The sequence below is a fragment of the Labedaea rhizosphaerae genome, from assembly GCF_004362825.1.
Taxonomy (GTDB): domain Bacteria; phylum Actinomycetota; class Actinomycetes; order Mycobacteriales; family Pseudonocardiaceae; genus Labedaea; species Labedaea rhizosphaerae.
In genome coordinates, this window is sequence record NZ_SNXZ01000002.1 from 37,625 (window position 1) to 62,031 (window position 24,407).

The window sequence follows — 24,407 nt, forward strand, 5'->3', positions numbered from 1 at the left end:
CGACAGCCACCCGCGTGACCAGCCACCATCACCTGGCATGCGCGAGTGGCTGAGGGCGACGGCGGGTGGCATGCCCCGCCGGTTCTGGCTGCTCTGGACCGCGAATCTGATCAACCGCTGCGGCAACGTCGTCTTCATCGTCCTGACCTTCTTCCTCAGCGCCGAACGCCACCTGAGCGCCCACGAAGTCGGCCTGGTCGTCGGTCTGATGGGCGCGGGTGGCGCGCTCGGCGTGCTGCTCGGCGGCACGCTGGCCGACCGGTGGGGACGCAGGCGGACGCTGTTGCTCGCCCAGTGCGCGAGCGCGGCCGCGTTGCTGGTCCTGGGCGTGGTCAGCACGGTGCCGATGATCGCCGCGGTCGGCTTGGTCGTCGGCACCGCGCAGAGCCTCGCGCGGCCCGCCTTCGCCGCGACCACCGTCGACCTCGTGGCGCCGCACGACCGGACACGGGCGTTCAGCTTGACCGTGTGGAGCAACAACCTCGCCTTCGTCGTCGCGGCGGTGCTCGCGGGCTGGCTCGCCTCGGTCGACTACCGGCTGGTGTTCCTCGGCGACGCCGCCACCGCGCTCGTGTCCGGGCTGATCGTCTTCCGCCGCGTCGGCGAGACGCGGCCCGAACCGGTCGACGACCCGCCGGCGAGCGCGGGCTCGCCGTGGCGCGACGGCCTCTTCCTGGTCCTGTGCGCGCTGATCTCGCTGACCTTCCTGGTGATCATGCAGTTCGCCTCGACGCTGCCGCTGTCCATGGCTCGCGACGGGCTCGGCGCGGCCGGGTACGGCGCGATCATGTCCGTGAACGCCGTGGTGATCATCGTCGCGCAGCCGTTCGTGCCGCGCCTGTTGCGTGGCCGCGACCTCACGCACCTGCTCGCGGCGGCGACCGTCGTGCTCGGCATCGGGTTCGGGCTCACCGCCGTCACGCACACGGCGCTCGGCTACGCGGTGACGGTGCTCGTCTGGGCCATCGGGGAGACGCTGCTCGCCCCCGGCTACTCGACGCTGGTCGCCGACATGTCCCCGGACGGCGCCCGCGGCCGCTACCAGGGCGCGTTCTCGCTCGGGATCGCCGGGTCGACCATCGCGGCCCCGATCGCGGGCACCGCCGTGCTCGACGCGTTCGGCGGCCCGGCACTGTGGCTCGGCTGCCTCGCGCTGGCGTTCGTGATCGCCGCCGGCTACTTCGTCGCTCGCCCGGCCTGGGCACGACGGCTGACTCAGACTGAACGGGAGGACACCAGCGCGGCGTACAAAGGATCGTGATGGCGGCAAGGGTGGTACGGCGGGCGGCGCAGCGCCGGTGGGCGCTGGTCGTGGTGCTGGCCGCCGTGCTGGTGTCGATCCCGGCCGTGGTGACCGCGCTCTCCGGCCAAGCCACCGCCAAGGCCGATCCGGCCGCTTTGCGCGCGCTTGTCGCCCGGTCGGCGTCGGTGCCCTACCAGGGTTACGTGGAGAGCACCGGCAGCATGGGCGTGCCCGACCTGCCCCGCCTGGCCGACCTGTCGTCGTTGTTGTCGGGCACCACCCGCACCCGGGTCTGGTACCGCAACCCGTCGAGCTACCGCTACGCCGTGCTGACCATCGCCGGGGAGCGCGACGTCTACCACGGTGCGCTGGGCGAAACGACGTGGGATTACGAGTCCGACATGCTCACCGAGGTCGTCGGCGAGGCGCCGTTGCGGGTGCCGCGCGCGGGCGACCTGCTGCCACCGGAACTGGCCCGCCGGATCATCTCCGCCACGGCCACCGACCCGGTCACGCCGCTGCCTCCACGCGTGGTCGCGGGGGTGGACGCCGCCGGGTTCCGGCTGGTCCCCGCCGATCCCGACACCACCGTCGGCGCCGTCGACATCTGGGCCGACCCGGCGAGCGGGCTGCCGGTGCGCGTGGAGGTCGGCGCCAAGGGGAAGACCCGGCCGATCATGGTCACCCAGTTCCTGGAGCTGGACCGCGCCGCGCCACCCACGAGCGTCACCCGGCCGCAGCGCTCCCCCGGCGCCGGCTACACGATCGTCTCCGTGGAGGACCTCGCCGGCGTGCTCGGCGCGTTCTCCCGGTTCCCGCAGCAGCCGGTGCTGGCCGGGCGCGTGCTGCGCCAGACGGAGGTCGGCGGCGTGCACGGCGTCGGGCTCTACGGCACCGGGCTCGCCTCGTTCGTCGTCGCCGCGGTGCCCCGCTCGATAGGTGACCCGCTCTCGGAGTCGGCCACACAGGCCGGCGCCGCCAAGGGCGAGGTCACCGACGGCACCGCGTTGACGCTGAGCATCCCGCCGCTGACCATGGTGATCGCCCGCAGCACGCTCACCCGCCGCTACTTCCTGCTCGCCGGCCTGATCGACGCCCGCGTACTGCGCGACGCGGCCGGGCAGCTGACCTCGCTGCTGCGGGGTCGCCGGTGATCAAAACCCACGGCCTGACGAAGCGCTATGGCCGGACCCTGGCCGTCGACGGCGTCGACCTGGACGTACGGCCCGGCGACCGGTACGGGTTCCTCGGCCCGAACGGCTCGGGCAAGACGACGATGGTGCGGATGCTGCTCGGCTTGGTCTATGCCACCAGCGGCGAGATCGAGGTGCTCGGCGAGCCGGTGCCCAGGCGGGTGCACCGCGTGCTGCCCCGCATCGGCGCACTGGTCGAGGGTCCGGCCGCCTACCCGCACCTGTCCGGACGGCGGAACCTGAAGCTGCTCGACGCCGCCGGGCCGGGCGGGCCCCGGCGCACCCGAAAGTCGCGGGTCGAGGACGCGCTGGCCGCCGTCGGGTTGTCCGGAGTGGACAGCCGGCCGGTCCGGGCGTACTCGCTGGGCATGCGCCAGCGGCTCGGTCTCGCCTCGGCCCTGCTGCGCAAGCCGGAGCTGCTGATCCTCGACGAGCCGACCAACGGCCTCGACCCGCGGGGCATCCACGAGATCCGCGACCTGCTGATCCAGCTGAACGAGGCGGGCACGACCGTGTTCCTGTCCAGCCACCTGCTCGCCGAGGTGGAGCAGCTGTGCACGCGCGTCGGCGTGGTGGACAAGGGCAAGCTCGTCCTGCAGGACGAGCTGACGGCCGTGCGGACGCCGACCGGGCGCGTGCTGGTCGACAGCCCCGACCCAGCGGCCGCCGTGGCCCTGCTGGACGGCCGCCTGGAACACCGCGACGGCTCACGGCTCGTGGTCCGCCACGACGACCCGGCCGCGCTCAACGCGCAGTTGGTCGGTGGCGGGGTGCGTGTCGCGGGGATCACCGAGCAGCGCCGCACCCTCGAGGAGGTCGTACTCGAGGTGACCACCTCAAGCGCCGACCGGATCGACGGTGCGTCAAGACCGGGGGCGGCCCCGTGATCGGCGTCGAACTGCGCAAGCTGATGCTGCGCCCACGCAACTGGCTGACGCTGCTCCTGTTGTGCCTGTTGCCGTTCATCGTCGCGGTGTTCCTGTCGGTCTCGCAGCTCGCGCCGCCGCCGGGCCAGGGTGGCGCGTTCCTCTCCGCCGTGCTCAGCAACGGGGAGCTGTACCCGGCGGCCGCGCTGGCCATGGTGCTGCCGATCTTCCTGCCGCTGTCGGTCGCCGTGACCGCGGGCGACTCCATCGCCGGCGAGGCGGGCACCGGAACCCTGCGCTACCTGTTGATCCGCCCGGTCGGCCGGGTCCGGCTGCTGATCGCGAAGCTGGTGGCGCTCGCGGTGTTCGTGGTCGTCGCCATCGTGCTGGTGGCCGTGACGGCACTGATCACCGGCGTCACGCTCTTCGGCGGCGGCGCCGAGGCGGTCGGCCAGCCCGGCGCCGTGACGTCGTTGTCCGGCGCGGCGCTCAGCTCCGACGACCTGGCGTTGCGCCTGCTCGCCGCGATCGGCTACATCGTGGTGTCGATGCTCGGGTTCGGGGTGATCGCGTTGTTCGCGTCCACGTTCACCGAGTCCTCGCTGGGCGCCGCGTTGATCGCGCTCGCCGTGCTGATCACCAGTTCCGTGCTGGAAACCCTCGACGCCGCCACGCCGGTCAAGCCGTACCTGCCGACGCACTACTGGCTGGCCTGGATCGACTTCTTCCGCGACCCGGTCTTCTGGCGCAGCATCGACTCCGGGTTGCTGTTGCAGGCCGGGTACATCGTGGTGCTGTTCGCCGCGTCGTGGGCCAACTTCGCCACCAAGGACATCACGAGCTGACGTGCTCGCGGTGGCGCAGCAGTTCCGGGCGCACCGACCGCATCCGCAGCCGGGTGAACACGATGGCGAGCACCAGCAACGCGAGCAACGGCACCTGCGACAGCACCAGCGAGTCGTTGATCTGGTCCGGCGTGAACCGGTAGACGATGACCACCCGCAACACCGCGTCGAGCAGGAACGCCACGCCCCAGACCGCCGTCACCGACCGCAGGGCCGACCGGAACCGGGGCGACTGGTCGAAAGCCCGTTCGTACGCGGCCACGAGCGTCGGATCACCCTTGGTGGCGAACGGTTTTCCCGACTCGTAGGCCAGCGGCTTGGCCAGCCGCAGCGTGCCCAGTGCCCACAACCCGCCGACGGCGACGTAGAAGGCGGGTTTGAGCAGGAGCACCCGCGGATCGCGGCTGACGAACAGCAGCACCACCGACAGCGCCACCTCGAAGACCACGAGCAGGCCGAACGAGTCCAACCGGCCGCGGCGCACGGTGTTGACGATCGCGTTGACCATCGTGGCGAGCCCGCCGATCGTCAACGCCCAGAAGGCGCTGAGGCCAAACACGGTGTGCAGCAGGAAATACCCGCCGATCGGGATGATCAGGTCCAGCAGGAAGGGCAGCAGCGCCTTCACCCGGTCGTTCATGTCTTGTCCCCCGTCATCGTCCTGGTGCTCTGGCGCACGACTTCGGTGGCGTAGTCACGCATCTGGTTCTCGTACTCCGCGAACGCGGCCCGCGGCTCGGTCCGGGCGAGCAGGTCGGTCAGCAGGGCGGCGTCACGCAACGCGGTGTTCGCGCCGACACCCCCGGTCGGCGGCATCACGTGGATGGCGTCGCCCAGCAACGTGATCCGCCCGGTCGGCCACCACGGCACCGGACCCGACGTCCGGATCGGCGTGCCGAAGGTGGCCGGCACGTCGGCGTTCGCCACGATCCGCCGGAACTCCGGGTGCCAGCCCGCGACGAACCTCGTCGCGAACTCGTGCAGGGCCGCGGGATCGCGCTCGTCCGGCACGGGTCCGACGACCGCCCACATCAGGTAGTCGGCGACCGGCGGCAGCTCCGGGTCGTGGCTCCGGGCCCGGAAGGCAGCCAGCGCCAAGGCACCCCGTTGTCCAACGACGGAGGTGAACCCGTCGAAGAGCCGTTCGTCCAGAGCGGGCAGCGCACTCAGCGGCGTGCGGCCGTACGCGCAGCGCATCCCGGTGTCGATCACCTCCGCGTCCGGCGCGACCAGCGGGCGCAGCACCGAGCCGACCCCGTCCGCGCCGACGAGCAGGTCACCGCGTTCCACACCACCGTCGGCGAACCGCACCACGACGTCCTTGCCGGTGTCCTGGGCGCTGGTGACCGTCCGTCCGAATCGGACGTCCAGATCGGACAAGAGAATCTGCCGCATCAGCAACCGGTCCACGGCCGTGTGGTCGGCCGGCGGCACCGTGACGGAGGCCAGCTCGGTGAAGTCGGCCGCGAACGTGGTGATCTTGCCTCGTCCCGGCAACGAGGAGGTGTCCCGGTAGCGGCGGAAGAGTGCGTCGGGCAGGCAGCGGCGCAGCGCGGCGTCACCGTTGCCGTCGATGTGCAGCCGATACCCCTGGCCACGGGTCCCGGCATCGGGATCGCGCTCGAACACGGTGGTCCGGATGCCCGCACGCCGCAGTCCCTGGGCGAGGCAGAGCCCGCCCACGCCGGCACCGGCGACCAGCACGTGGGTCATGACTGCTGCCACCGCCGACCCGGCGGCTTCTGCTTGCTGCGCTTGGCTTCCTCGACGGAGGCCTCCAGACGGGTCAGCAGCCGCCCGAGCGTGCGCACGTCGTCGGCATCCCAGTCGGCCATGAACTCGTCGAACCGGTCCAGGCCGAGCTTGGTGAGCCTGCGGACCTCGGTCCAGCCGTGGTCGGTCAGCGAGATCAGGCACGAGCGTCGGTCGGCCGGGTCGGCCTCGACCTTCACGTACCCCTCGTCCTCCAGCACACGGGTCTGCCGGGTGATCGAGGACTGGTAGAGGTCCAGGTCCGCGGCGAGCTCCGAAGGCCGGACCTGACCGCGCATCGCGGCCTGCTGCAGGATCGCCTGCCGCGTCGGGTCGATCGCGCGCCCCTGGGCCCGCCGCATGCCCTCGGCGATGCGGACCAACGGGTACACCACCGATTCGAGATCGTCGTACGCGTGTGCCATGGCCACAGCATGGCGGTACTTGCGCCAAACAAACAAGTGGTTTCCGAGACATCTCAGGGTCATCCCTGAGGGAATCCAGGGTTCAGGCGCCTTCGGCGCGCAGGCTCCGGCAGTCGGCGTTGCCCGGCGCGACCAGCGGACCCGAGCCGAGCGCGCGCAGCACCAAGCCGGCGACCAGCGGATCCCCTGGTAGCTCGGAGTGCGCCGGGTGAGCGTCCGCGCAGACCTGCTGGACCGGCACGTTCACCGCGCCGGCCAGCCGCGCGGAATCCGGCGGCTGCACGGTCTGGTCGTCCTCGGTCCACACCGAGAGCCACGGCACCGGGACCGGCGCCGAGTCGACGCCGTTGAGCAGGGCGCTGCCCGGCGTCAGTTGCCGACACGCCACCGGGCAGGCGCCCGGCACCAGCGCGCCGCCGAGCGCGGCGATGCGCGCACCGTGCAGTGGCGCGCCGAGCGTGACCACCCGCCGGGTGACGCCCGCGCCGTCCCCGGCCAGCCACAGCCGGACGACCACGCCACCGGCCGAGTACCCGATCACGTCCACCGACGGCGCGCCCGCGTCGAGCGCATCGTTCGCCGCCCGGTTCAGCACCGCGACCTGAGCCAGGAGATCACCGGTGCCATCGCCTTCCAGCGTGAGCACCTGGGCCGGGTGACCGGATGCCTGGAGCCGGGCGGCGAGACCGAGCAGGGCGTCGCGGCTGCCGCCGTAACCGGGCACCAGCAACACGGTGCCCGGACGGTCCTGCGCGACCGGCCCGCGATCGCGGCCGAACACCGATGGCGCCACCCGCGCCACGACAACCACCGCGACCGCAAGAACGACCGCGAGAACGGCGAGCACCAGCATTCGGCGGCGCGGGCTGAGCGCGGCGAGCGAGGGCACCTCACCATCATGCGCCCGGGTGACCCCACGCATGAGCGCCACGACAACTGGGTATGCCTCCGGCGACCGAGCTTGACCGGCCACAGTGGAGTGACGGAGGGATCATGTCGATCAACGACGACGACATCACCAGGGACAGCGGGAGCGGCGGTGCGCAAGGTGCCGAGGGCCCGGCTGACTCCGGCGCAGGTGAGGGCACGTCCGGCGTGCACGACGGCGGTGCCGACGGCGGCGCGGACTCCGGCGCCGGTTCGGACTCCGGCGCGAGCGCGGACGTCGGCGCGGGCGGCGACGAGGAAGGTCCGGCCGACTCCGGGGCCGGCGACGGCACGCCGGGTGTGCACGACGGCGGTGCCGACGGCGGCGCGGACTCCGGCGCCGGTTCGGACTCCGGCGCGGGCGCCGATGTCGGTGCCGATGGCGGTTCCGGGGCCTGACGTGGTCGACCGGCCCGCACTCGTCCGCTGCGTCGGCCCGGACGTCGACGCGTTCGCCTCCGACAACTGGGGCAAGGCGCCCTTGCTGCGCAAGGCGACCGGCACCTTCGACGACCTGTTGACGCTGCGGGACATCGACGAGCTGCTGTCCGAGCGTGGCCTGCGCACGCCGTTCCTGCGAATGGCGCGCGCGGGCCAGGTGCTCGACTCCAGCCAGTTCACCTCGGGTGGTGGCGTCGGCGCCGAGGTCGGCGACCAGGTGGCCGACGAGAAGGTGCTGCGGCTCTTCGGCGACGGCGCCACCGTTGTGTTGCAAGGCTTGCACCGCGTGTGGCCCTCGTTGATCGAGTTCGGCACCCAGCTCGGCACGGATCTCGGCCACCCGGTGCAGATCAACGCCTACGTGACCCCTGCCTCGTCGCAGGGGTTCTCGGCGCACTACGACGTGCACGACGTGTTCGTGTTGCAGGTGGCGGGCGAGAAGCACTGGCACGTGCACGCGCCGGTGCACCCGGACCCGTTGCGCAACCAGCCGTGGAGCGGGCACGCGGACGCCGTGGCGCGGCGGGCGACCGAGCCGCCGGTGATCGACGAGGTTTTGCGGCCGGGCGACGTGCTGTACCTGCCGCGCGGCTACCTGCACTCGGCGACCGCGCTCGGCGCGGTGTCGGCGCACCTGACCGTCGGCGTGCACGTGCTGACCCGCTTTGCGATCGTCGAGGCGCTGTGCGCCATGGCCGCGTCAGCCGCGGAGTTGCGGGGCACGTTGCCGCTGGGCATCGACGTGGGCGATCCCCGCCAGCTTGGCCCGCACGTCGAGGACACCATCGCGGAGCTGGCCAGGACGCTCAAGGAACTGGATCCCGCCGAGGTTGCGGACCGGCTGCGGGGCCGGCAGTGGTCGGGCAACCGCCCGGCGCCGCTCGGCCCGCTCGCCCAGCTCGCCGCGGCGGACGAGCTGGGGGAAGGCAGCCGGGTACGGGTCCGGTCCGGGTTGCGGCACCGGCTCGTCGCCGACGGCGACCGGGCCCGGCTCGACCTGCCCGGCGACCGGCTGTGGCTGCCGTCGGCGGCCACCGAAGCGTTGGGCGTCTTGCTTTCCGGTGCGGTTGCGACGGTCGGGACGCTGCCCGCGCTCGACCTGGCCGACCAGCTCGTCGTGGTGCGGCGGCTGCTCCGCGAGGGCGTGCTCGTCCCGGCATGACGACCCCGGTGGAGCGCTGCGCGGCGGCCTGTGCGCGACGCGGTGACCCGCTCGTCGGCACCGCTCCCCCGGTCGGCCGGTGGCTGCTGGTGGAGCAGCCGGGACCGTGGGGCCGCGACGCCCTGCACCAGTCCCCGCTGCCCGCGCCGGTCGCCGCGTCGGTGGCGGCGCAGGCGGCCGCCGTTCGGGCGCGGGTCCTGCTCATCCGCCGACCGGGCCGGGTCGTCCCAGTCGCATCGCGACGGTGGGCGTTCGCCGATGCGGACGGCGTGCGGTGGTCGTCGTTCACCGACCCGGAGGAGCTGACCGACCTGCGACTGGGTGAGTTATCGCCGGGCGCGCGCACGCCGGTCTACCTGGTCTGCACGCACGGCAAGCACGACCGGTGCTGCGCCATCGACGGCCGACCACTCGCCGCCGCGCTCGCCGCCGTCCGTCCCACGCAGGTCTGGGAGTGCTCGCACGTCGGCGGTGACCGGTTCGCCGGCAACCTCGTCGTGCTGCCGCAGGGCTTGTACTACGGCAAGGTGCCCCCGGCTTCGGCCGCGGCCCTGGCCGACCGCCACGACGCGGGGTTGCTCAGCCCGGAGTGGTTGCGTGGGCAGGCCGGACTTCCGGCGGCCGCGCAAGCCGCCCAGCACTTCGCGCGGGCACGGCTGGCCGAGTTCCGGGTCGAGGCGCTGCCGGTGCTCGCCACCGAGCAGGTCGAACACGAGACGTGGGCGGTCACCCTGGCGGGTAAGGACGGCGATCTCACCGTCACCGTTCGCGGGCACCACCACCGCGTCGACACGCCCCTGACCTGCGCCGCCCGGGTACCGGCGGCCGTCCGCGAGTTCACGGTGGTGTCGATCACCGGCTGAGCCCGGCGGGTCGCGCGGACGTGAGCGCGAACACGTGTTCTAATATGCGCCGCCGAATTGGCGAGTTATCAAAGGAGCCCGCATCGTGCCGATCGAGACCCAGCCCGAGGCGACTGAGGTGTCCACGGAGTCCACCGAATCCACGGCTTCCCCGGCGGAGTCCGTTCAGTCCGCACCGGAGCCGGACGCGCCCGCCCCCGCCGACCAGGCCGACGCGCCTGCGGAGAAGGCGCAGCGCAAGCCCCGCAAGCAGCAGAGCACGGCACGCAAGACCCGCACCGTCGAGCTGGTGCTGACCGTCACCGGCACGGCCGACGGCGAGTGGCAGGCCGAGCTCACCCAGTCGGGCAAGCGGGTCGTGCGCGGCCTCGTCGTCCCGGCGGCCGCGGTGTCCCGCGCCGCGGCCGAACTGCACGAGGACATCTCCAAGGCCATCGAGTCCGTGCTGGACGCCGCGCGCGAGCAGCACCAGGCGAAGGTGGCCGAGCTCGAAGCGGAGCTGGCCAGGGCGAAGGCAGCCCTGGCCGAGCTCCAGGAAGGCTGATCAGGCCGCTGATCAGGCCGCTGATCAGGCCGCTGATCAGGCCGCTGATCAGGCCGCTGATCAGGCCTTTGCGCCGATCACCGACGCGAGCCCCTCGGGCAGGCCGACCGGACCGAAAGCCTGCCCGAGGGTCGCGTCGACTCCGTTGCGCCGCAACGTTTCCAGCGCGGCCGCACCGTCCACGTGCACGAACTCGTGATCTTCGTCGGCCCGCCGGTAGGTTCCGTCCTCGGTGCGCACGAACGTGGTCAGGTGCCGCACCGACCGGCCCGGCTCCGGGATGTCCATGGTGCTGATCAACGCCCAGTCCGCGCCGAGCCGGCCCATCGGCGGGTGCGCCTCGAGTCCCAGTGTCCGCACCATCAGGTCGATGGCCAGCACGCCACCGGGTCGCAACGCGTTCGCGATCGCCGTCAGCGACGCGTGGACCGGTTCCGCCCCGGTGAAGTAGTTCAGCGGGTGCCCGACGCCGACGATCGCGTCCACTTCGGGCAGTGCGTCGTCCGGCAACGCGATCACCCGGTGCGCCACCGCGCCCGGCACCTGCTCGCGGGCGAGCTCCAGCATGTCGGCCGACGCGTCCGACGCGATCACGTTGAGCCCGGCGGCAACCAGGTGCCGGGTCAGCATCCCCGTGCCGCAACCGATCTCCAGCACCGTCCCGCCGCGCTCGGCGATCGGGGCCAACAGCTGGAGAAAGGTCGGCGCGAGCCGGTCCGGGTGCATCCCGAAGGCCTGGTTGTGGACATGGGCGAGATCACGCCGGTACGGCGTCACGGAGCTGGGCACCCGGCCACCCTAATCGGCCGGATGCCCTGCCACCTCCGGATTTCAGCCGCGCGGGAGCACCATCGGCAGCACCGTGGTCAGCGTCCGCCAGTCCGACGACACGATGCTCGCGTTGTCCGCGGCGAGCTGTTGCACCCGCGCGGTCGCCTGCGCGACGGTCGGCGTGGTGGCGGAGATCGCCGGCGGCACGTTCTGCGCGTCGGTCATGATCAGCTGGTAGTGGTGCGTCCGGTAGAACGACGTGTCCACAGAGGACACGTAGGTGGCCGCATCGCCATCGAAGAAGACGAAGTACGGCCGCAGCGAGCTGTCGTACCGGGTGCGTGGGTCACCGGCGGTGGCCTTGAGCACCGACGGGAACACCTGCGCGTTGGCGAGGTGGCCGGCGGCGTTGAGGTTCTTCAGGTAGGTCGCCTCCTCCTCGTCGGTCCAGTAGTCGTCGAACGGGTTGTTCTGCTCCACGGTGCCCGGGATGATCTCGAACATGACCTTGCCGGCCAGGGCGTCGCGGGTGGGCCAGTTGTCGGCCTGCGCGGCCGCGTCGAGGCTCGGGTAGCTGCCCTTGAGGTCGGCCGGCTTGAACACCTTGCTGCCCAGGTGCGCCTTGATCAGCGCATCCAGCTCGTCGGGCCCCAGGCCGTCGTTGTCCTCGAAACCGGCCTTCATCTCGATCTTGATCGTCAGCGGCGCGTGCCCGGGGTGGGCGTCGTACCAGACCCGCACGTCGTCGAGGCAGTTCTCCAGGTTCCGGTCGCGGAGCCCGGTGTAGAGCTGGCTCGGGTCGGTCGCGACGACGCAGTTGTTGTCGTTGCCCAGCGGGTTGTCGTGGCTGACCTTGAACTGGCCGCTGGTGATGTCCACCCAGACGTCGAGCTCGATCATCGACGTCCCCGCGTCCAGCGCCTGGGCCAGGTAGGCGTAGGCGTCCTTCGTGTAGGTGTTGTGCACGCCGACGGTGGTCACCGCCGACTGCTTGGCCGTGTCGGCCTGGGCGCCGTGCGGCACCGCCAACGCGATGCCGGTGGCGGCCACCGCCGCGACCGAAGCGGCCAGCACACGAGTGCGACGCAAGGGAACCTCCCGAGGGAACCGAGTCATTGCCGTTAAGAATTATCGGGGTAGGCCATCACTTTGACGACCTCCAACCAGGCGAATGTGCACGGTCCGTCACGAGGAGTGCACACCGAGGCGACTATGCGGCCGCTTGGTCAGGCGGGATACGGTCGAGCCATGGCCGATCAGAAGTGGACCGAGCCGGGCGCGTACCCGGTGGCCGACGGCGTGTACCGGATCCCGCTGCCGCTGCCCCAGGACGGCTTGCGCGCAGTGAACGTGTACGTGATCGAGGCCGACGACCGGCTGGTGCTCATCGACGGCGGCTGGGCCCTGGCCGAATCGCGGGACCGGCTCGGCTCGGCCCTGCGTGACCTGGGGCACGACATCCGCGACATCGGCCGCTTCCTGGTGACGCACGTGCACCGCGACCACTACACCCAGGCCGTCGCCCTACGCCGGGAGACCGGCGCGACGGTGGGCCTGGGCATCGGCGAGAAGCCCTCGCTGGACCGCATCAACGCCCGCGCCGACGACTACGAACCAGCCCAGGTCCCGTTGCTGCGCAAGGCCGGCGCGGCCGACCAGGCCGACGCGCTGGTCCGGTGGCACGCCGCCCATGCCGACCCGGCGCACATCGCCGACTACGAGTTCCCGGACGAGTGGCTGACCGACGGCATGGACGTCGCGGTGTTCGGCCGGCGGATGCGCGCGGTCTCGACGCCCGGCCACACGCAGGGCCACGTCGTGTTCACCGACGAGACCGGCCTGTTGTTCGCGGGCGACCACGTCCTGCCGCACATCACGCCGTCGATCGGCTTCGAACCCGTCACCGGCGACCTGCCGCTCGGCGACTTCCTGCAGTCCCTCGCGGTCGTCCGGGCCATGCCCGACATGCGGTTGCTGCCTGCGCACGGCCCGGTGACCGAGAGCGTGCACCAGCGGGTCGACGAACTGCTCGTCCACCACGAACACCGCCTCGCCGAGTGCAAGGCCGCCGCGGTGTCCGGTCTGGACACCGCGGCGGCGGTGGCGCAGCAGCTGCCGTGGACCCGGCGCAAGCGCACCTTCGCCGGCCTCGACCAGTTCAACCAGATGCTCGCCACCATGGAGACGATGGCGCACCTGGACCTCCTCGCCGCCCGCGGCGACCTGCGCCGCGAGACGGTCGAAGGCGTGCACCGCTACACGCCACCGGCCGAGTGACGGCCGGCCCGGCTTCCAGCAAGCTCGCCAAGGCGGTTTGCTCTTAGCCGGGCAGCGTGGCAAGCACCGGCCCGTGCTCCCATTCCTGCGTCAAGACCGAGGCCAACGCGGCGTCCGGGCTCGCCTCGCACCACGGTGTCTGCTCGGCGTCGCGCACGCCGAGCTCGACCGCGGCGCCGAACACCTCCCATGGCGCGATCCGGTTGGCCAGCACCCCGGTCAACCGAAGATCCACGTACTCCGGCGCCCACCACACCCGGAAGGCTCGCTGCAGGTCGTCCGGGGACACGCCGATCCAGACGCCGTACGTCACCGCGTATCCGCCCGTCAGCCGCACCGGTAGCAAGGCCCGGACGAAGGCCCCGAGGCCGGGCACCTGCATCATCACCGACTCACCCGGCGTGCTGTGGCTGAGCCACACACCCGCGGTCGCCTCGCGCTCCGGCAGGTCCAGCACCGGGTCCGGCAGTCCGAAGCGGATCTGGCGGTCGTGCTCGTCGAGCGGGCGCCCGCAGGCGCAGTCGGTCGTCACACGGCGAGACCCTAGTCAGCCGGCGAAGGCCTTGGTGAAGGCGAAGTCGGCCTGGTCGATGCCGCTGCACGTCGGCGAGACGCCACCGCCCGGGCACGAGCCGTTGTCCCGGCCCGCCGACCAGAACGCCAGGCGCCCGACGCCGTTGCCGTGCGCCCAGCTCACCAGTTGCGCCGCGTCGTCGAGCTGGAAGACCTTGCCGTTGTAGTTGCGGCCGATCATCGGGGTGACGCCGAGCCGGCCGTAGAGCTGTGCGTCCGACTCGCCCGGCCAGACCCCGCGCATCTGCCCGACGACGCTCTGCGCGGCGGCGATCACCGCGTCGCCCCAGTCCGGCCGGCTGGAGCCGAACTCCATGGTCATCGGGTTCACCAGCACGTCCACGCCGTGCGCGGCCGCGCTGCGCAGCACGTCGAGCGAGTACGGGTCGACGCCGTAGTCGTCGCCCTGCACCCGCAGCGTGTAGCTGATCGTGGTGCCGCGCTCCCGCTGCACGGTCGCGAGCGCCTCGTTGACCACGTCCTGCGGCACGGTGGCCTCGATGTCCACGTCCAGGCTGTTGGTGCCGACCGTGTCGAGGAGCTGGCGGTAGGCGTTCGCGAGGTCGCCCGCGTTGCCGCAGCTGTACTCCAGGTACGGTCCGGCGGCTCCCCCGGTCGCCACGATCACATTGCCGCCCATGGCTTGCAGGTCGTGGATCTCGCCGAGGATCCGCGGGTCGTCGAGCGGGATCGTGCCGCCCCACGACGGGTGGCAGCCGGTGCTGTCGGCGAGGGCGAACGCGAGGGTGAAGGTCTTGACCCCGGTCGCGTTGGCCACGTCCACAAGGGACGGTGTGGGCATCGTGATGTCGATGTACGGCGCCACTTGCGTGGCGGCGGCGACTTCGGCCTGCGCGGGCGCGGCGACGAGACCGACCGCGGCGGCGACGGCGGGGACGAGCGTCCAGAGGCGTTTCACGGCAGCTCCCTTGGGCAGCGATCAGTAGCCTTCCGGGCGCACAACGTCACGGTAAGTGGTCTGGACCACAGCGGTCAACCTACGGAAGTAGCGTCCGGCATGTCCCGCATCCGGCGCAGCGGCGACGCCAGCAACCAGCCCGCAGACGCCACGACCCCGAGGCCGGCCACCCACAGCATCGTGCGAGCACCGAACTGGTCGGCGACCAGGCCACCGAGCAAGGCGCCGACCGGAGCACCGCCCCAGTAGAAGAGGTTCATGGTGCCGTTGACCCGCCCGAGCAGCGTCGTCGGCACGATCGCCTGCTGGAAGCTCACCTGCACCACGACCAGCACGATGATGCAGGCGCTCGCGATGAACGACGCGGCCACCGCGAACGCGAGCCGCGGTCCCGGCCCGGTCAGCGGGTTGAGCAGGAACCCGGCACCCGCACCGAGCGTGGCGAGCCACAGCAGCCGCGCCGCGCCGACCACCTCGGTCAGCCGTCGCACCAGCGCCGAGCCCACGAGCGCACCGACCAGCCCGGCCGTGCTCAGCACGCCGATGGTCCCCGGGCTGAGCCCGATGTCGCGGACCAGGAAGACCACCCAGATCGCCATCTGCGCGGACTGGAACACCGCCATGGTCGCGTTGCTCCCGGCGATGGCGCGCAGCACCGGATCCGCGAGCACGGCACGCACGCCCTCGGCGATCTCGGCGCGCAGCGGCCGGCGCCGCACCCTCGGCGGCGCGGGCTCGGGCGCGCGAATGCGCCAGACCCAGAGCGCCGACCACAGGTAGCTCAGCGCGTCGGCGAGCACGGCGACCGGTGCCGTCAGCACCTGCACGACGACGCCGGACAGGCTCGGCGCGGCAACGGCGGCGACCGACATGTTGGCCCGCAGCTTGGCATTGCCCTCGACCAGCTCGTCCCGCTCGACCAGGCGCGGCAGGTAGGTCAGGTGCGCCACGTCGAAGAACACCGTCGCCGCACCGACGAGCAACACGACCACGTAGACCTGGGCGAGGGTCAGCACGCCCAGCACCGCGGCCAGCGGCAGCGAGCCGAGCAGCACCAACCGGGCGAGATCGGCGGCGATGAGCACCGGGCGGCACCGCAGCCGGTCGCACCACGCGCCGACCTGCAGGCCGATCGCGAGCGACGCCACGGTCTGGGCGACCCGGACCAGGGACACCTCCAGCGATGTCGCGTCCAGGGTCAGCACGACCAGCAGCGGCAGGGCCAGCTGACCCATCCGGGTACCGAGCTGGCTGACCGCGTCGGCCAGCCACAACCGTCGGAAGTCCGGGTCCCGCAACAGACCGCCAGCCGCCATGCCAACGATCTTGCCAGAAACTTGAGTCGGATGGACTCAAGTCAGAAGCCGTCACCCCCGAAGAACGTCTCCTCGATCTCGTCGGCGGACCCCGCGAGCAGCGACAACGGGTCGGTGAACTCGTTGATGTCGAGGTTCTCCAGCGGCAGTGCGTGCCGCAGCACCAGGTGGTCCCCAATGATCGCCAGGCCGCACACCACACTGTTGTGCCCGACGGTCTCGAGCACCGCCCGCAGGTCGACCCGGTCGGCGAGCCCGCACACCGACACGAGCTGCACCCACTCCTCGCGGTTGTCGAGCACCTCGCGGCAGATCACGATCACCTGGCTGCGCTCGTCCTCGAACTCGACCTCCACCCGGATCTCGTCGTCCTCGCGATCGATGACCCGGTAGGTGTCGAACACGAACGCGGTCAGGTCTTCCCAGGTGGCCAAGGTTCCTCCAGGCTCGCCGGTTTGCTGCGCGTGGTGCGCCGTCAGAATCTATCCGTTCTGCGTGTGCGCGGAACTACTCCCCGTGTACCGAACCCTGGTCGACACAGACGAAAATCTGTACCGTCTATTGCACTCTTGTTGGAAAGTTTGCGACGTTCGGGAGGAAGAGTGGTCAGCTACCAGAAGCGGTCGGCCGACGGCGCGCCTCAGCGCGGTGTGACACGGCGGCGCATCGCGAGCGCGCTCGCGGCCACCGCGGCCGCGATCGGCCTCGCCGTCCTGCCGGCCGGCGTCGCAGCCGCCAGCCCGGCACCGGTGAACGGCGTCGTTGCCGGCAATGTCCTGTCCAGCACCGTTTCGCCGAGGTCGGCCGGCGACGGCACGGCGGCCGGCGCGATCCAGTGGATGCAGGCCCACACCGGTTCGTCGGGCTGGGAGGGCTACTGCGAGATGGCCGTCGAGAACGCCTGGGGCACAACAGGTGTCTGGCCCTCGGCCATCGATCACTGGTACGGCGCCGTGCAGTACGGCAAGGCGCACAGCGGTGACCCGTACCCGCCGGCGGGCGCGTTCGTCTACTGGAACATCAGCCAGTACGGCCACGTCGGCATCGCCGACGGCTACGGCGGCTTCTACTCCAGCAGCATCGGCGGGGCCATCGGGCACGCGGACAGCGTGTACTACTTCGCCAACTACCTCGGCTGGAGCAACCCGCAGGTGCCTGCCTGACCGACCGGTCGTGCGGTGCGCTCGCCCGCCGGGCGGGTGCACCGCACCGCTTTTGTCCTGTTGCTCCCGCCTTAACCCCATTTTCTTAGGTAAACGAATTAGCTCACGCACCGCGATCATCAGTTATCGACATTTACGACAAACAAGGCAATCGCCGTCCTGAACCGGGACGTAACCCCGCACTTGGCGGCCAGTTGGTGACCATCGGTCATTTTCCCACCCCCACAAGTGGGGACACAGCCCCGGACGGGTTAACGGACATCTTCCTTCTGCCGAGCCATCGACATACGGTCTGCGCTGTCCATTTGGCTTCGAGAAGGGATTTCTTATCGTGCGGAGAAGCCTCACGCTGCTCGTCGCCGCGGTGGTGGCCGGTGGCCTCGCCGGGGCGGTACCGGCCGCGGCCGGAGCGTCGACCGACGACCGGGCAGCGATCCCGCGTTCCCACCCTTCGTGGGCAACCCCCAAGAGCAAGGTGGGCGATGCGGACCAGGGCGCCCGGATCGACTTCCGGGTGTACCTGAAGACGCGCAACCAGGCCGGTGCCGAGGCACTGGCCCGGGCGGTGTCCACCCCGGGCAGCGCCCAGTTCCACCACTACCTGAGCCCCGCGCAGGTGCGCTCGCAGTTCGCCCCCACCAAGTCCACTGTGGACGAGGTGCGGTCGTGGCTGACCGGCGCGGGCTTCCGGGTCGGTGACGTGCCTTCGAACAACATGTACGTCGCCGCGTCCGGCAGCGCCGCTCAGGTGCAGCAGGCATTCGGGGTTCAGCTCGGCAAGTACTCCGTCGGCGGCACCACGCTCCGCGCCGCCGACAAGGACCTGACCGTGCCGAACGCGATCGCGAAGGACGTCCTCGGCGTGTCCGGGGTCGACCAGACGACCGCGCGCAAGGCCCCGAGGCACACCACCGGTGCCAACACCAAGACGGCGGGCACGCGTGCCAGCCGCTCGGCCAAGCCCGGTGCCGTGCCGCCCGGACCCGGTTTCCGCAACTCGGGCCCGTGCAGTGCCTTCTACGGCGAGAGGATCGACACGACCGACCCGGCGTACAAGGGCGTGCAGCGCCCCTACGCGCCGTGCGGTTACAAGCCGGGCCAGCTCCGTTCCGCCTACGGCGTCGACGGTCTGGTCAACAAGGGCATCGACGGGCGCGGCACCACTGTCGCGATCGTGGACGCCTTCGGCTCGCCGACGATCTTCAAGGACGCCAGCACGTACGCCAAGAAGAACGACCCGGCGCACCCGCTGACGCGCGCGCTCTACTCGGAGAAGGTCTACCCGCCCACCCCCGGCATGGAGGACCCGGACCAGTGCGACGCCGCTGGCTGGTACGGCGAGGAGACGCTGGATGTCGAGGCCGTTCACGGTCTCGCGCCCGGCGCCAAGATCTACTTCGTCGGTGCGGCGGACTGCATGGACAACAACATCGACATCGCGTTGAACGACATCGTCGCGAACCGCAGTGCCGATCTGGTGTCCAACTCCTACGGCGACCTCGGTGAGGACGTCCCGGCGGAGGAAGTCCAGGCGTTCAACCAGATCGCGGTGCAGGCCGCCCTCGAGGGCATCGGCCTGTACTTCTCCTCCGGTGACTCGGGTGACGAGGTCGACAACCTCGGCTTCCCGTCGCCGGACTTCTCCGCGTCCTCGCCGTGGGTGACCGCGGTGGGTGGCACGGCGATCGCGATCGGCGCGGACGGCAAGCGCCAGTTCGAAACCGGTTGGGAGACCAACAAGAGCAGCCTCGTCAACGGCGTCTACTCCACTCCCGTCTACACCAGCGGCGGCGGTGGCGGCACCAGCAGGCTGTTCGCGGAACCCTTCTACCAGAAGGGGATCGTGCCGGACGCGCTGGCGGCGAAGAACCAGACCGGCAACGCCCGCGGGCGTGTCGTTCCGGACATCTCGGCGGTCGGTGACCCGAACACCGGGTTCCTGGTCGGGCAGACCCAGACCTTCTCGGACGGGGTCTACTACGACCAGTACCGCATCGGTGGCACCAGCCTGGCGTCGCCGGTCTTCGCCGGGATCGTGGCCGTGGCCGACGACCTCGACCACTTCCACCACGGGTTCATCAACCCGGCGCTCTACCAGCTCACGTCGCGGACCGGAGTGATCTACGACGTGCAGCACGTGGACAACGCGGCAGTCCAGCGGATCGACTTCGCCAACGGCGAGAACGCCTCCGACGGCCTGCTCGACTCGGTCCGGGAACTGGACTACCAGGGCCTGACCATCCACACCACCCGCGGCTACGACGACATCACGGGACTCGGCTCGCCCAACGGCCTGCCGTTCCTGCTGCTGCTCTAGTAGTCATCCCGGCGGGAAACGGGCCCCGGCGCCACTCGGCGCCGGGGCCCGTCCCGTCAGCGGGGCAGTTTGCCGATCGCCACGTTGGCGAGGCTCGTCGCGCCGGCGCAGAGGGTGGCGGGGTCGGCGGCGTCCGGGTCGTAGAGCGTGATCTTGATGGTGTCCTCGCGCTGGGTCGGCGCACCCGGCACGCGGTCCCCGGTTGCGAACTCGCGGTGGGAGAACTCGACTTCGCAGCCGTTGTCGTCGTGGTCGACGTCCGTCCAACCCGGACGATCGCTCAACGCGATCGGGTCGCCGTCGGCACCGATGCCCTCGTCGGGGTCGTCCAGCGGCCAGTCGCGGTTGAACTCGAGGTAGACCTGCTTGGCGCCGTCCTCGCCCCACTCGCACGTCCAGTCCCCCAGTCCGGGCTGCCCAGGCGGCGCGCTGCCGATCACGGTGGTCAGTTCCTGCGCGCTGGTCAGCGAGCAGGCCCGGACCCACGCGAGCGACTGGGGCGGGTACGGCTCGGTCAGCCGGGGCAGAGGCCCACGGCTCAACACCGCTACCGCCGGGGTGGCCAGCCGGTCGGCCATCGCGCACAACGGCAGGGAGCTGCTGTCCTTGCCCGGCTCGCTGAGGTCGAGGACCACCACGTTCGGCGCCGGGAGGGTGAAGGTCCGCCGGCAGTGACCGTTCTGCGTGTCGGGGTGGTCCGGACCGACCACCTGGCCCGGCTTCGGCGCGGCGTAACTGTCGTCCCACGGCAGGAACTCGGCGGTCGCCGCCACGATGCCCCCGCCCCTCACGTCGACCTGGAGCCCGCACTTGTCGAAGTTGTAGTAGTCACGGTTCAGCGCGACGGAGCCGTAGCCGCTCAGCGAGTCGCGATTCAGCACCGCGCAGGGGTCCATGGTGTGCGGGTCGAGGATCGCGCCGGGCTGCGGCGGCAGGGACGCGGCCGACGGCTTGCCGGTCACCGCATCGGAGGGCCGCAGGAAGACCACGCCCGCCACCACGAGCAGGAGCACGACCGCTGCCGCCGCAGCGAACTGGGTGCGGCGGGTCGTGTTCGGCTTGCGGGAAGACGTGGCCGTGGCCGGCCCGCTGCCGAGCGGGACGACCGGCGGCGCGGCGCCATCGGCCATCGTGGCCAGGCCCAGGTGCGTGTGCGCCGCGGTCGGCCGGTCGGCCGGGTCGCGGGCCAGCAACGCCCGCAACGGCCGATTGAGTTCGTTGTCCGGCAACGGTTCCAGCTGGTAGTTGCGGGCGCGGTGCACCTGCACGTACGGGCCCTGCTCGGCGCCGCCCCACGGCGACCGGCCGGTCGTCGCCGCGAAAAGCGTGGCACCGAGGGCGAACACGTCGGCGCGGGCGTCGGCGTCCCCGCCGTCGGCCACCTCCGGCGCGAGGTAGCCGGGGGTGCCACCGGCTTCGGTGTCGCTGGTGTGGGTCACCTCGGCCCAGCGCGCGATGCCGAGGTCGGTGAGCTTGGCGGTGCCGTCGTCGGCCACGAGGACGTTGCCGGGCTTGATGTCGCGGTGCACCATGCCCTTGGCGTGCATGGCCGCGACCGCGTCGGCGATCTGCCCGATCACCCGGGCCGCCGTCACGGCCGGGAGCGGCCCGTCGCTGCGCAGGATCTCGTTGAGGTTGCGCGAAGGCAGGTACTCCATCACCAGCCAGCGGTCCGCGCCGTCGGTCACCGCGTCGAACACGGTCACGACGTGCGGGTGGTGCAGGCCGGCGCCGATACGGGCCTCGCGGCGGATCTGGGCGCTGTCGCCGGCCTGCGACCTCTTCAGCGCCACCGTCCGGCGCAACTCCAGGTCGGTCGCCCGGTAGACCTCCCCCATCCCACCGACCCCGACCGGAGCGTCCAGCCGGTACCGCTGCGCGATCAACCTGCTGCCGTCCGTCATGACCGCAAGGCTAACGGGCCGCCGGCGTGCGGCCGATGCCCGGGACAATGGCGCCGTGGATGCCCGGAAACAAATGATCGTGCTCGGCTACGCGAAGGTCCCCGCGCAGTCGACGACCCACGCGACCCAGGAGTTCTTCTCCCTCAGCCTGCTGGTCGAGCCGCCGCACTGCACCGTGCTCGCCGTCGACTCGACGGCCGCCACCGCGATGGCGCGCGAGTGGCTCGCGTCGCTGCTGGTGGGCGCCGACCTCAGCGGGGACGACGGCCCGTTCCTGGACGCCGTCGACCGGCACTACCTGGGCCCGGCGGCCGGTTCGATCAAGCAGGCGATCAGGGACGCCTGGCGCCGCTACGCCGGCCGCGACCAGTAGGCTCGAACCCGACAGGCACACGTGTCCGCGCGCGGTGCCCGGCCACCGGCCCGGTCATCGCGCGGCCCCGACCGCCGTCTCCCTCGCTGGTTCTGCGCGTGCGCCCAGAACCGCCGCCCCACAAGGGAGTACACGCATGTCCTCGGTTGCCTTCATCCCCGACGGCGAAGTCCGCGCCCGGCCGACCGACCTCTTCCCCGCCACGACCCCCGCCGACTGGCAGGCGCACGCCGACCTCCTCGACACGAGCGGGCGGCTCGTCGCCGGCGTGGGTTCGTTCCTCGTCCGCAGTGGTGACCACATCGCCCTGGTGGACCTCGGCCTCGGTGAGCTGGACATGGAGACGCCCGCCGGAGCGTCCTACCGCGGTGGCGACCTGATCGCCAACCTCGCCGCCGCCGGGGTCGCGCCGGTTGCCGTCGACCTCGTCGTCTACACGCACCTGCACCGCGACCACGTCGGCTGGACCTCCAGCGACGGCCTGCTCACCTTTGCCAACGCACGCCACGTCGTGCACGAGGACGAGTGGGAACACTGGCAGCACAACCCGTCACCGGTGGGACCGGATCGGCGGACCGTGCTGGACGTCCTGCGCGACCGGATCGAGTTCTGCGCGGACGGCGACGAGCTCGCCGACGGTCTCCGGGTGATCGCCACGCCCGGGCACACGCCGGGCCACCTCAGCGTCGCCGCCGGGTCCGTCGTCATCGCCGGGGACGTCCTGCACTCCCCCGCCCAGCTGCACCACCCGGACTGGTGCTTCGGCTCGGACCACGACCCGGTGCGAGCGGCCGCGTCCCGTCGGCTGCTGCTCGACCGCTACGGCCCGGATGTGCTGGCCTGCGGGCATTTCACGCGATGCTGACCTGCAGTGCGCGGAGGAACGCGGCGGTGGCGGGCGGGTCCGGCGGGTCGCCGTAGGTGACCGCGTAGATCTTGCGCGGGGTGTCGGGCAGCTCGGTGGTGTGGATGTCGGGCCTGCGGTGCGCGCGCAACGCGAGCCCGGGCAGGGTGGTCACGCCCATGTGCGCGGCGACCAGCGCCTGCATGACGACCATGTCGTCGCTGACCACCGAGATCCGCGGGGTGAAGCCCGCCTGACGGCAGATGGTGACCAGCTCGTCCTGGCAGCGCACGCAGCCGCCGATCCACTGGGAGTCGCGGTGCTCGGCGACGGTCTGCCCGGGTTTGGTCGTGACCAGGTAGATCGGGTCGTCGAGCAGGTGCACCAGCCGGAACCCGTCCTCCTCGCGCGGGGTGTCGGCGTAGCGGAAGATCAACGCGACGTCGAGCTGCCCGGCCCGGAGCATGCGCAGTGCTTCGACCGGGTGCTCGTCGACGACGTGCAGGCCGATGCCGGGGTGGGCGTGGGCCAGCGCCGACGCCGCCTCCGGGACGATCGTGGACAGGATCGACTGGAACCCGGCCAGCCGGACTCGGCCGCTGCGCAACCCGACCTGCGCCGCCAGCTCCGTGGCCGCCGCGTCCACGCGGCCGACGATCTCGGCGGCACGGGCGGCCAGCAGCTCGCCTTCCGGGGTGAGCCGGATGCCCCGGCCGACCTTCTGGATCAGCTTGGCGCCGGTCGCCGCCTCGAGCCGGGCGAGGTGGTGGCTCACCGCCGGCTGCGTGTAGTGCAGCTCCTTGGCCGCCTCGGTGACCGAACCGTGCCGGCCGACCGCGGCCAGCACCGCGAGCTGGGTCAGGTTGAACATGCATAAAGGTTACTTATGCGATCGCCTGGAACTTGGCATTGGACGTCATGTGAGCCGCACTCCACGATGAAGGAGCTCGGAAGGAGAGCGCCATGACCACCATCTCGGAAACCTCGTCCCGGCCCGGGCTCGCGGCGTTGGCCGACCAGATCCGCTTGTGTACCAACCAAAACACTGACCCCGGCCGCACCGCCCGGCTGGTGGCCGACGTGCTCACGCGATCGCGTCCGACCGCGCACCTGCTCACGGCGGCCGAACGCGAGGGATCGCCCGACGGGTACACCCGGCACACGCTGCACACGGAGGCCGACTTCTCGATCTCCGCGGTCGTGTGGCGCCCCGGCCAGTTCACCGAGATCCACGACCACCTGGTGTGGTGTTCGTTCCTCATCCTGCAGGGCGCGGAGACCGAGAACCTGTTCGGCTTCGAGGGCGACCGGCTCGTCCAGGTGGGGCAGGTGGAACGCCCGACCGGCTCGGTCAGCGGCGTCGCACCGCCCGACGACATCCACCAGGTGCACAACACCGGCGACACGGTCGCGATCACGTTGCACGTCTACGGCGCCGACCTCAGCCAGGGGACGAGCGTGCGCCGGACCTACCCCGCCTGAGCCGCCCCGATGAAGTCCTTGCGCCTCAAGCACTACCGAGTCCGACCACGGGAACCGGACGACGTCCGGGAGACCTGGGCGCTGGGGCCGGACGGCAGCGGCCTCCCGCTGACCGACGGCCCCTTCGTCGAGACCACGGATCTCATCGCCGAGCACGCCTACGCGCTGTCCACCGTGGACTGAGCTCCGACCGGCCGGTCCACTTCG

Annotated in this window: 27 protein-coding genes; 15 read left to right on the top strand and 12 right to left on the bottom strand. The window is 71.4% G+C overall.

Annotation, left to right across the window (positions count from 1 at the left end; all coding sequences use genetic code 11):
* The first annotated feature begins 37 nt into the window (after positions 1–37).
* From EV186_RS09805 to EV186_RS09820, 4 genes are read left to right on the top strand one after another with little or no spacing between them, the layout of a single operon-like run.
* Positions 38–1,261, top strand: coding sequence for an MFS transporter (locus EV186_RS09805; RefSeq protein WP_133848926.1), 1,224 nt, complete (start codon positions 38–40; stop codon positions 1,259–1,261).
* Positions 1,261–2,397, top strand: a complete 1,137-nt coding sequence (locus EV186_RS09810; protein WP_133848927.1) for a hypothetical protein — start codon at positions 1,261–1,263, stop codon at positions 2,395–2,397. The genes EV186_RS09805 and EV186_RS09810 overlap by 1 nt, the downstream gene beginning before the upstream one ends.
* Entirely contained in the window at positions 2,394–3,323 is a 930-nt protein-coding gene (locus EV186_RS09815) for an ABC transporter ATP-binding protein (RefSeq protein WP_133848928.1), read from the top strand. Before EV186_RS09810 ends, EV186_RS09815 begins: the two co-directional genes overlap by 4 nt.
* On the top strand, positions 3,320–4,147 hold the full coding sequence (locus EV186_RS09820) for an ABC transporter permease (protein WP_133848929.1): 828 nt from the start codon (positions 3,320–3,322) through the stop codon (positions 4,145–4,147). Before EV186_RS09815 ends, EV186_RS09820 begins: the two co-directional genes overlap by 4 nt.
* Here the strand turns inward: EV186_RS09820 and EV186_RS09825 are convergent.
* From EV186_RS09825 to EV186_RS09840, 4 genes are all read right to left on the bottom strand, one after another.
* Entirely contained in the window at positions 4,137–4,787 is a 651-nt protein-coding gene (locus tag EV186_RS09825; protein ID WP_133848930.1) for a VC0807 family protein, read from the bottom strand. The two genes, EV186_RS09820 and EV186_RS09825, sit on opposite strands and share 11 nt — an antisense overlap.
* The gene (locus tag EV186_RS09830) at positions 4,784–5,860 is read right to left on the bottom strand and encodes an FAD-dependent oxidoreductase (RefSeq protein WP_133848931.1); all 1,077 of its coding nucleotides are present in this window, start codon (positions 5,858–5,860) and stop codon (positions 4,784–4,786) included. Before EV186_RS09830 ends, EV186_RS09825 begins: the two co-directional genes overlap by 4 nt.
* Positions 5,857–6,324 (bottom strand): MarR family winged helix-turn-helix transcriptional regulator, encoded by a 468-nt coding sequence (locus tag EV186_RS09835; RefSeq protein WP_166659095.1) that lies wholly within the window; start codon positions 6,322–6,324, stop codon positions 5,857–5,859. The genes EV186_RS09830 and EV186_RS09835 overlap by 4 nt, the downstream gene beginning before the upstream one ends.
* An 82-nt stretch (positions 6,325–6,406) precedes the next feature.
* Positions 6,407–7,246 carry an esterase/lipase family protein gene (locus EV186_RS09840; RefSeq protein WP_243754071.1) on the bottom strand — a complete coding sequence of 280 codons (840 nt, stop codon included), beginning with the start codon at positions 7,244–7,246 and terminating at the stop codon, positions 6,407–6,409.
* 71 nt (positions 7,247–7,317) lie between these two features.
* Between EV186_RS09840 and EV186_RS09845 the strand changes: the two genes are divergently transcribed.
* From EV186_RS09845 to EV186_RS09860, 4 genes are all read left to right on the top strand, one after another.
* On the top strand, positions 7,318–7,650 hold the full coding sequence (locus EV186_RS09845) for a BatC protein (RefSeq protein WP_133848933.1): 333 nt from the start codon (positions 7,318–7,320) through the stop codon (positions 7,648–7,650).
* Positions 7,631–8,854, top strand: coding sequence for a JmjC domain-containing protein (locus EV186_RS09850; protein WP_133848934.1), 1,224 nt, complete (start codon positions 7,631–7,633; stop codon positions 8,852–8,854). Before EV186_RS09845 ends, EV186_RS09850 begins: the two co-directional genes overlap by 20 nt.
* A complete protein-coding gene (locus EV186_RS09855; protein WP_133848935.1) occupies positions 8,851–9,717 on the top strand; it encodes a sucrase ferredoxin in 867 nt (288 codons plus the stop codon). Before EV186_RS09850 ends, EV186_RS09855 begins: the two co-directional genes overlap by 4 nt.
* A gap of 85 nt (positions 9,718–9,802) precedes the next feature.
* Positions 9,803–10,261: a DUF6319 family protein gene (locus EV186_RS09860; protein ID WP_424982418.1), complete on the top strand. Its 459-nt coding sequence runs from the start codon at positions 9,803–9,805 to the stop codon at positions 10,259–10,261.
* 60 nt (positions 10,262–10,321) lie between these two features.
* Here EV186_RS09860 and EV186_RS09865 read toward each other — a convergent pair whose 3' ends face one another.
* Both EV186_RS09865 and EV186_RS09870 read right to left on the bottom strand, forming a co-directional pair.
* Positions 10,322–11,050 carry a class I SAM-dependent methyltransferase gene (locus EV186_RS09865; protein ID WP_133848936.1) on the bottom strand — a complete coding sequence of 243 codons (729 nt, stop codon included), beginning with the start codon at positions 11,048–11,050 and terminating at the stop codon, positions 10,322–10,324.
* A 42-nt stretch (positions 11,051–11,092) separates the two neighbouring features.
* Positions 11,093–12,121, bottom strand: coding sequence for a phosphatidylinositol-specific phospholipase C domain-containing protein (locus EV186_RS09870; RefSeq protein WP_341814477.1), 1,029 nt, complete (start codon positions 12,119–12,121; stop codon positions 11,093–11,095).
* A gap of 159 nt (positions 12,122–12,280) precedes the next feature.
* Here EV186_RS09870 and EV186_RS09875 point away from each other — a divergent pair, with 159 nt between their 5' ends.
* Positions 12,281–13,309, top strand: a complete 1,029-nt coding sequence (locus EV186_RS09875; RefSeq protein ID WP_133848938.1) for an MBL fold metallo-hydrolase — start codon at positions 12,281–12,283, stop codon at positions 13,307–13,309.
* A 43-nt stretch (positions 13,310–13,352) separates the two neighbouring features.
* Here the strand turns inward: EV186_RS09875 and EV186_RS09880 are convergent, their stop codons facing one another.
* From EV186_RS09880 to EV186_RS09895, 4 genes are all read right to left on the bottom strand, one after another.
* A complete protein-coding gene (locus EV186_RS09880) occupies positions 13,353–13,841 on the bottom strand; it encodes a DUF2199 domain-containing protein (RefSeq protein WP_133848939.1) in 489 nt (162 codons plus the stop codon).
* Positions 13,842–13,856: 15 nt separating this feature from the next.
* Positions 13,857–14,801 carry a chitinase gene (locus EV186_RS09885; protein WP_133848940.1) on the bottom strand — a complete coding sequence of 315 codons (945 nt, stop codon included), beginning with the start codon at positions 14,799–14,801 and terminating at the stop codon, positions 13,857–13,859.
* Positions 14,802–14,875: 74 nt separating this feature from the next.
* Positions 14,876–16,117, bottom strand: a complete 1,242-nt coding sequence (locus EV186_RS09890; RefSeq protein ID WP_133848941.1) for an MFS transporter — start codon at positions 16,115–16,117, stop codon at positions 14,876–14,878.
* 41 nt (positions 16,118–16,158) lie between these two features.
* Positions 16,159–16,551, bottom strand: a complete 393-nt coding sequence (locus EV186_RS09895) for a type III secretion system chaperone family protein (protein ID WP_133848942.1) — start codon at positions 16,549–16,551, stop codon at positions 16,159–16,161.
* 216 nt (positions 16,552–16,767) lie between these two features.
* Between EV186_RS09895 and EV186_RS09900 the strand changes: the two genes are divergently transcribed.
* Both EV186_RS09900 and EV186_RS09905 read left to right on the top strand, forming a co-directional pair.
* Positions 16,768–17,280 carry a CHAP domain-containing protein gene (locus EV186_RS09900; protein WP_133850164.1) on the top strand — a complete coding sequence of 171 codons (513 nt, stop codon included), beginning with the start codon at positions 16,768–16,770 and terminating at the stop codon, positions 17,278–17,280.
* A gap of 331 nt (positions 17,281–17,611) precedes the next feature.
* Positions 17,612–19,597 carry a S53 family peptidase gene (locus EV186_RS09905; RefSeq protein ID WP_133848943.1) on the top strand — a complete coding sequence of 662 codons (1,986 nt, stop codon included), beginning with the start codon at positions 17,612–17,614 and terminating at the stop codon, positions 19,595–19,597.
* A 56-nt stretch (positions 19,598–19,653) separates the two neighbouring features.
* On the opposite strand, the gene EV186_RS09910 is transcribed toward EV186_RS09905, so the two are convergent.
* Positions 19,654–21,501 (bottom strand): serine/threonine-protein kinase, encoded by a 1,848-nt coding sequence (locus EV186_RS09910; RefSeq protein WP_133848944.1) that lies wholly within the window; start codon positions 21,499–21,501, stop codon positions 19,654–19,656.
* A 55-nt stretch (positions 21,502–21,556) separates the two neighbouring features.
* Here EV186_RS09910 and EV186_RS09915 point away from each other — a divergent pair, with 55 nt between their 5' ends.
* Both EV186_RS09915 and EV186_RS09920 read left to right on the top strand, forming a co-directional pair.
* A complete protein-coding gene (locus EV186_RS09915) occupies positions 21,557–21,874 on the top strand; it encodes a DUF3870 domain-containing protein (RefSeq protein ID WP_166659096.1) in 318 nt (105 codons plus the stop codon).
* Positions 21,875–22,010: 136 nt separating this feature from the next.
* Positions 22,011–22,739, top strand: a complete 729-nt coding sequence (locus EV186_RS09920; protein WP_133848946.1) for an MBL fold metallo-hydrolase — start codon at positions 22,011–22,013, stop codon at positions 22,737–22,739.
* Here the strand turns inward: EV186_RS09920 and EV186_RS09925 are convergent.
* The gene (locus EV186_RS09925; protein ID WP_133848947.1) at positions 22,726–23,589 is read right to left on the bottom strand and encodes a LysR family transcriptional regulator; all 864 of its coding nucleotides are present in this window, start codon (positions 23,587–23,589) and stop codon (positions 22,726–22,728) included. The genes EV186_RS09920 and EV186_RS09925 overlap by 14 nt on opposite strands.
* A 92-nt stretch (positions 23,590–23,681) precedes the next feature.
* Between EV186_RS09925 and EV186_RS09930 the strand changes: the two genes are divergently transcribed.
* Together EV186_RS09930 and EV186_RS38825 are read left to right on the top strand one after the other, a co-directional pair.
* Positions 23,682–24,200 (top strand): cysteine dioxygenase family protein, encoded by a 519-nt coding sequence (locus tag EV186_RS09930; protein WP_133848948.1) that lies wholly within the window; start codon positions 23,682–23,684, stop codon positions 24,198–24,200.
* A 9-nt stretch (positions 24,201–24,209) separates the two neighbouring features.
* Positions 24,210–24,383 carry a hypothetical protein gene (locus EV186_RS38825; RefSeq protein WP_166659097.1) on the top strand — a complete coding sequence of 58 codons (174 nt, stop codon included), beginning with the start codon at positions 24,210–24,212 and terminating at the stop codon, positions 24,381–24,383.
* Positions 24,384–24,407 lie beyond the last annotated feature (24 nt).

Excerpts from the sequence above, each read along its gene's own strand:
- EV186_RS09890 (WP_133848941.1), bottom strand. The coding sequence starts at position 16,117 with ATGGCGGCTGGCGGTCTGTTGCGGGACCCGGACTTCCGACGGTTGTGG.
- EV186_RS09840 (WP_243754071.1), bottom strand. The coding sequence starts at position 7,246 with ATGCGTGGGGTCACCCGGGCGCATGATGGTGAGGTGCCCTCGCTCGCC.
- EV186_RS09850 (WP_133848934.1), top strand. The coding sequence starts at position 7,631 with ATGGCGGTTCCGGGGCCTGACGTGGTCGACCGGCCCGCACTCGTCCGC.
- EV186_RS09835 (WP_166659095.1), bottom strand. The coding sequence starts at position 6,324 with ATGGCACACGCGTACGACGATCTCGAATCGGTGGTGTACCCGTTGGTC.
- EV186_RS09810 (WP_133848927.1), top strand. The coding sequence starts at position 1,261 with ATGGCGGCAAGGGTGGTACGGCGGGCGGCGCAGCGCCGGTGGGCGCTG.
- EV186_RS38825 (WP_166659097.1), top strand. The coding sequence starts at position 24,210 with ATGAAGTCCTTGCGCCTCAAGCACTACCGAGTCCGACCACGGGAACCG.
- EV186_RS09845 (WP_133848933.1), top strand. The coding sequence starts at position 7,318 with ATGTCGATCAACGACGACGACATCACCAGGGACAGCGGGAGCGGCGGT.
- EV186_RS09925 (WP_133848947.1), bottom strand. The coding sequence starts at position 23,589 with ATGTTCAACCTGACCCAGCTCGCGGTGCTGGCCGCGGTCGGCCGGCAC.
- EV186_RS09920 (WP_133848946.1), top strand. The coding sequence starts at position 22,011 with ATGTCCTCGGTTGCCTTCATCCCCGACGGCGAAGTCCGCGCCCGGCCG.
- EV186_RS09875 (WP_133848938.1), top strand. The coding sequence starts at position 12,281 with ATGGCCGATCAGAAGTGGACCGAGCCGGGCGCGTACCCGGTGGCCGAC.
- EV186_RS09910 (WP_133848944.1), bottom strand. The coding sequence starts at position 21,501 with ATGACGGACGGCAGCAGGTTGATCGCGCAGCGGTACCGGCTGGACGCT.
- EV186_RS09805 (WP_133848926.1), top strand. The coding sequence starts at position 38 with ATGCGCGAGTGGCTGAGGGCGACGGCGGGTGGCATGCCCCGCCGGTTC.
- EV186_RS09930 (WP_133848948.1), top strand. The coding sequence starts at position 23,682 with ATGACCACCATCTCGGAAACCTCGTCCCGGCCCGGGCTCGCGGCGTTG.
- EV186_RS09855 (WP_133848935.1), top strand. The coding sequence starts at position 8,851 with ATGACGACCCCGGTGGAGCGCTGCGCGGCGGCCTGTGCGCGACGCGGT.
- EV186_RS09825 (WP_133848930.1), bottom strand. The coding sequence starts at position 4,787 with ATGAACGACCGGGTGAAGGCGCTGCTGCCCTTCCTGCTGGACCTGATC.
- EV186_RS09830 (WP_133848931.1), bottom strand. The coding sequence starts at position 5,860 with ATGACCCACGTGCTGGTCGCCGGTGCCGGCGTGGGCGGGCTCTGCCTC.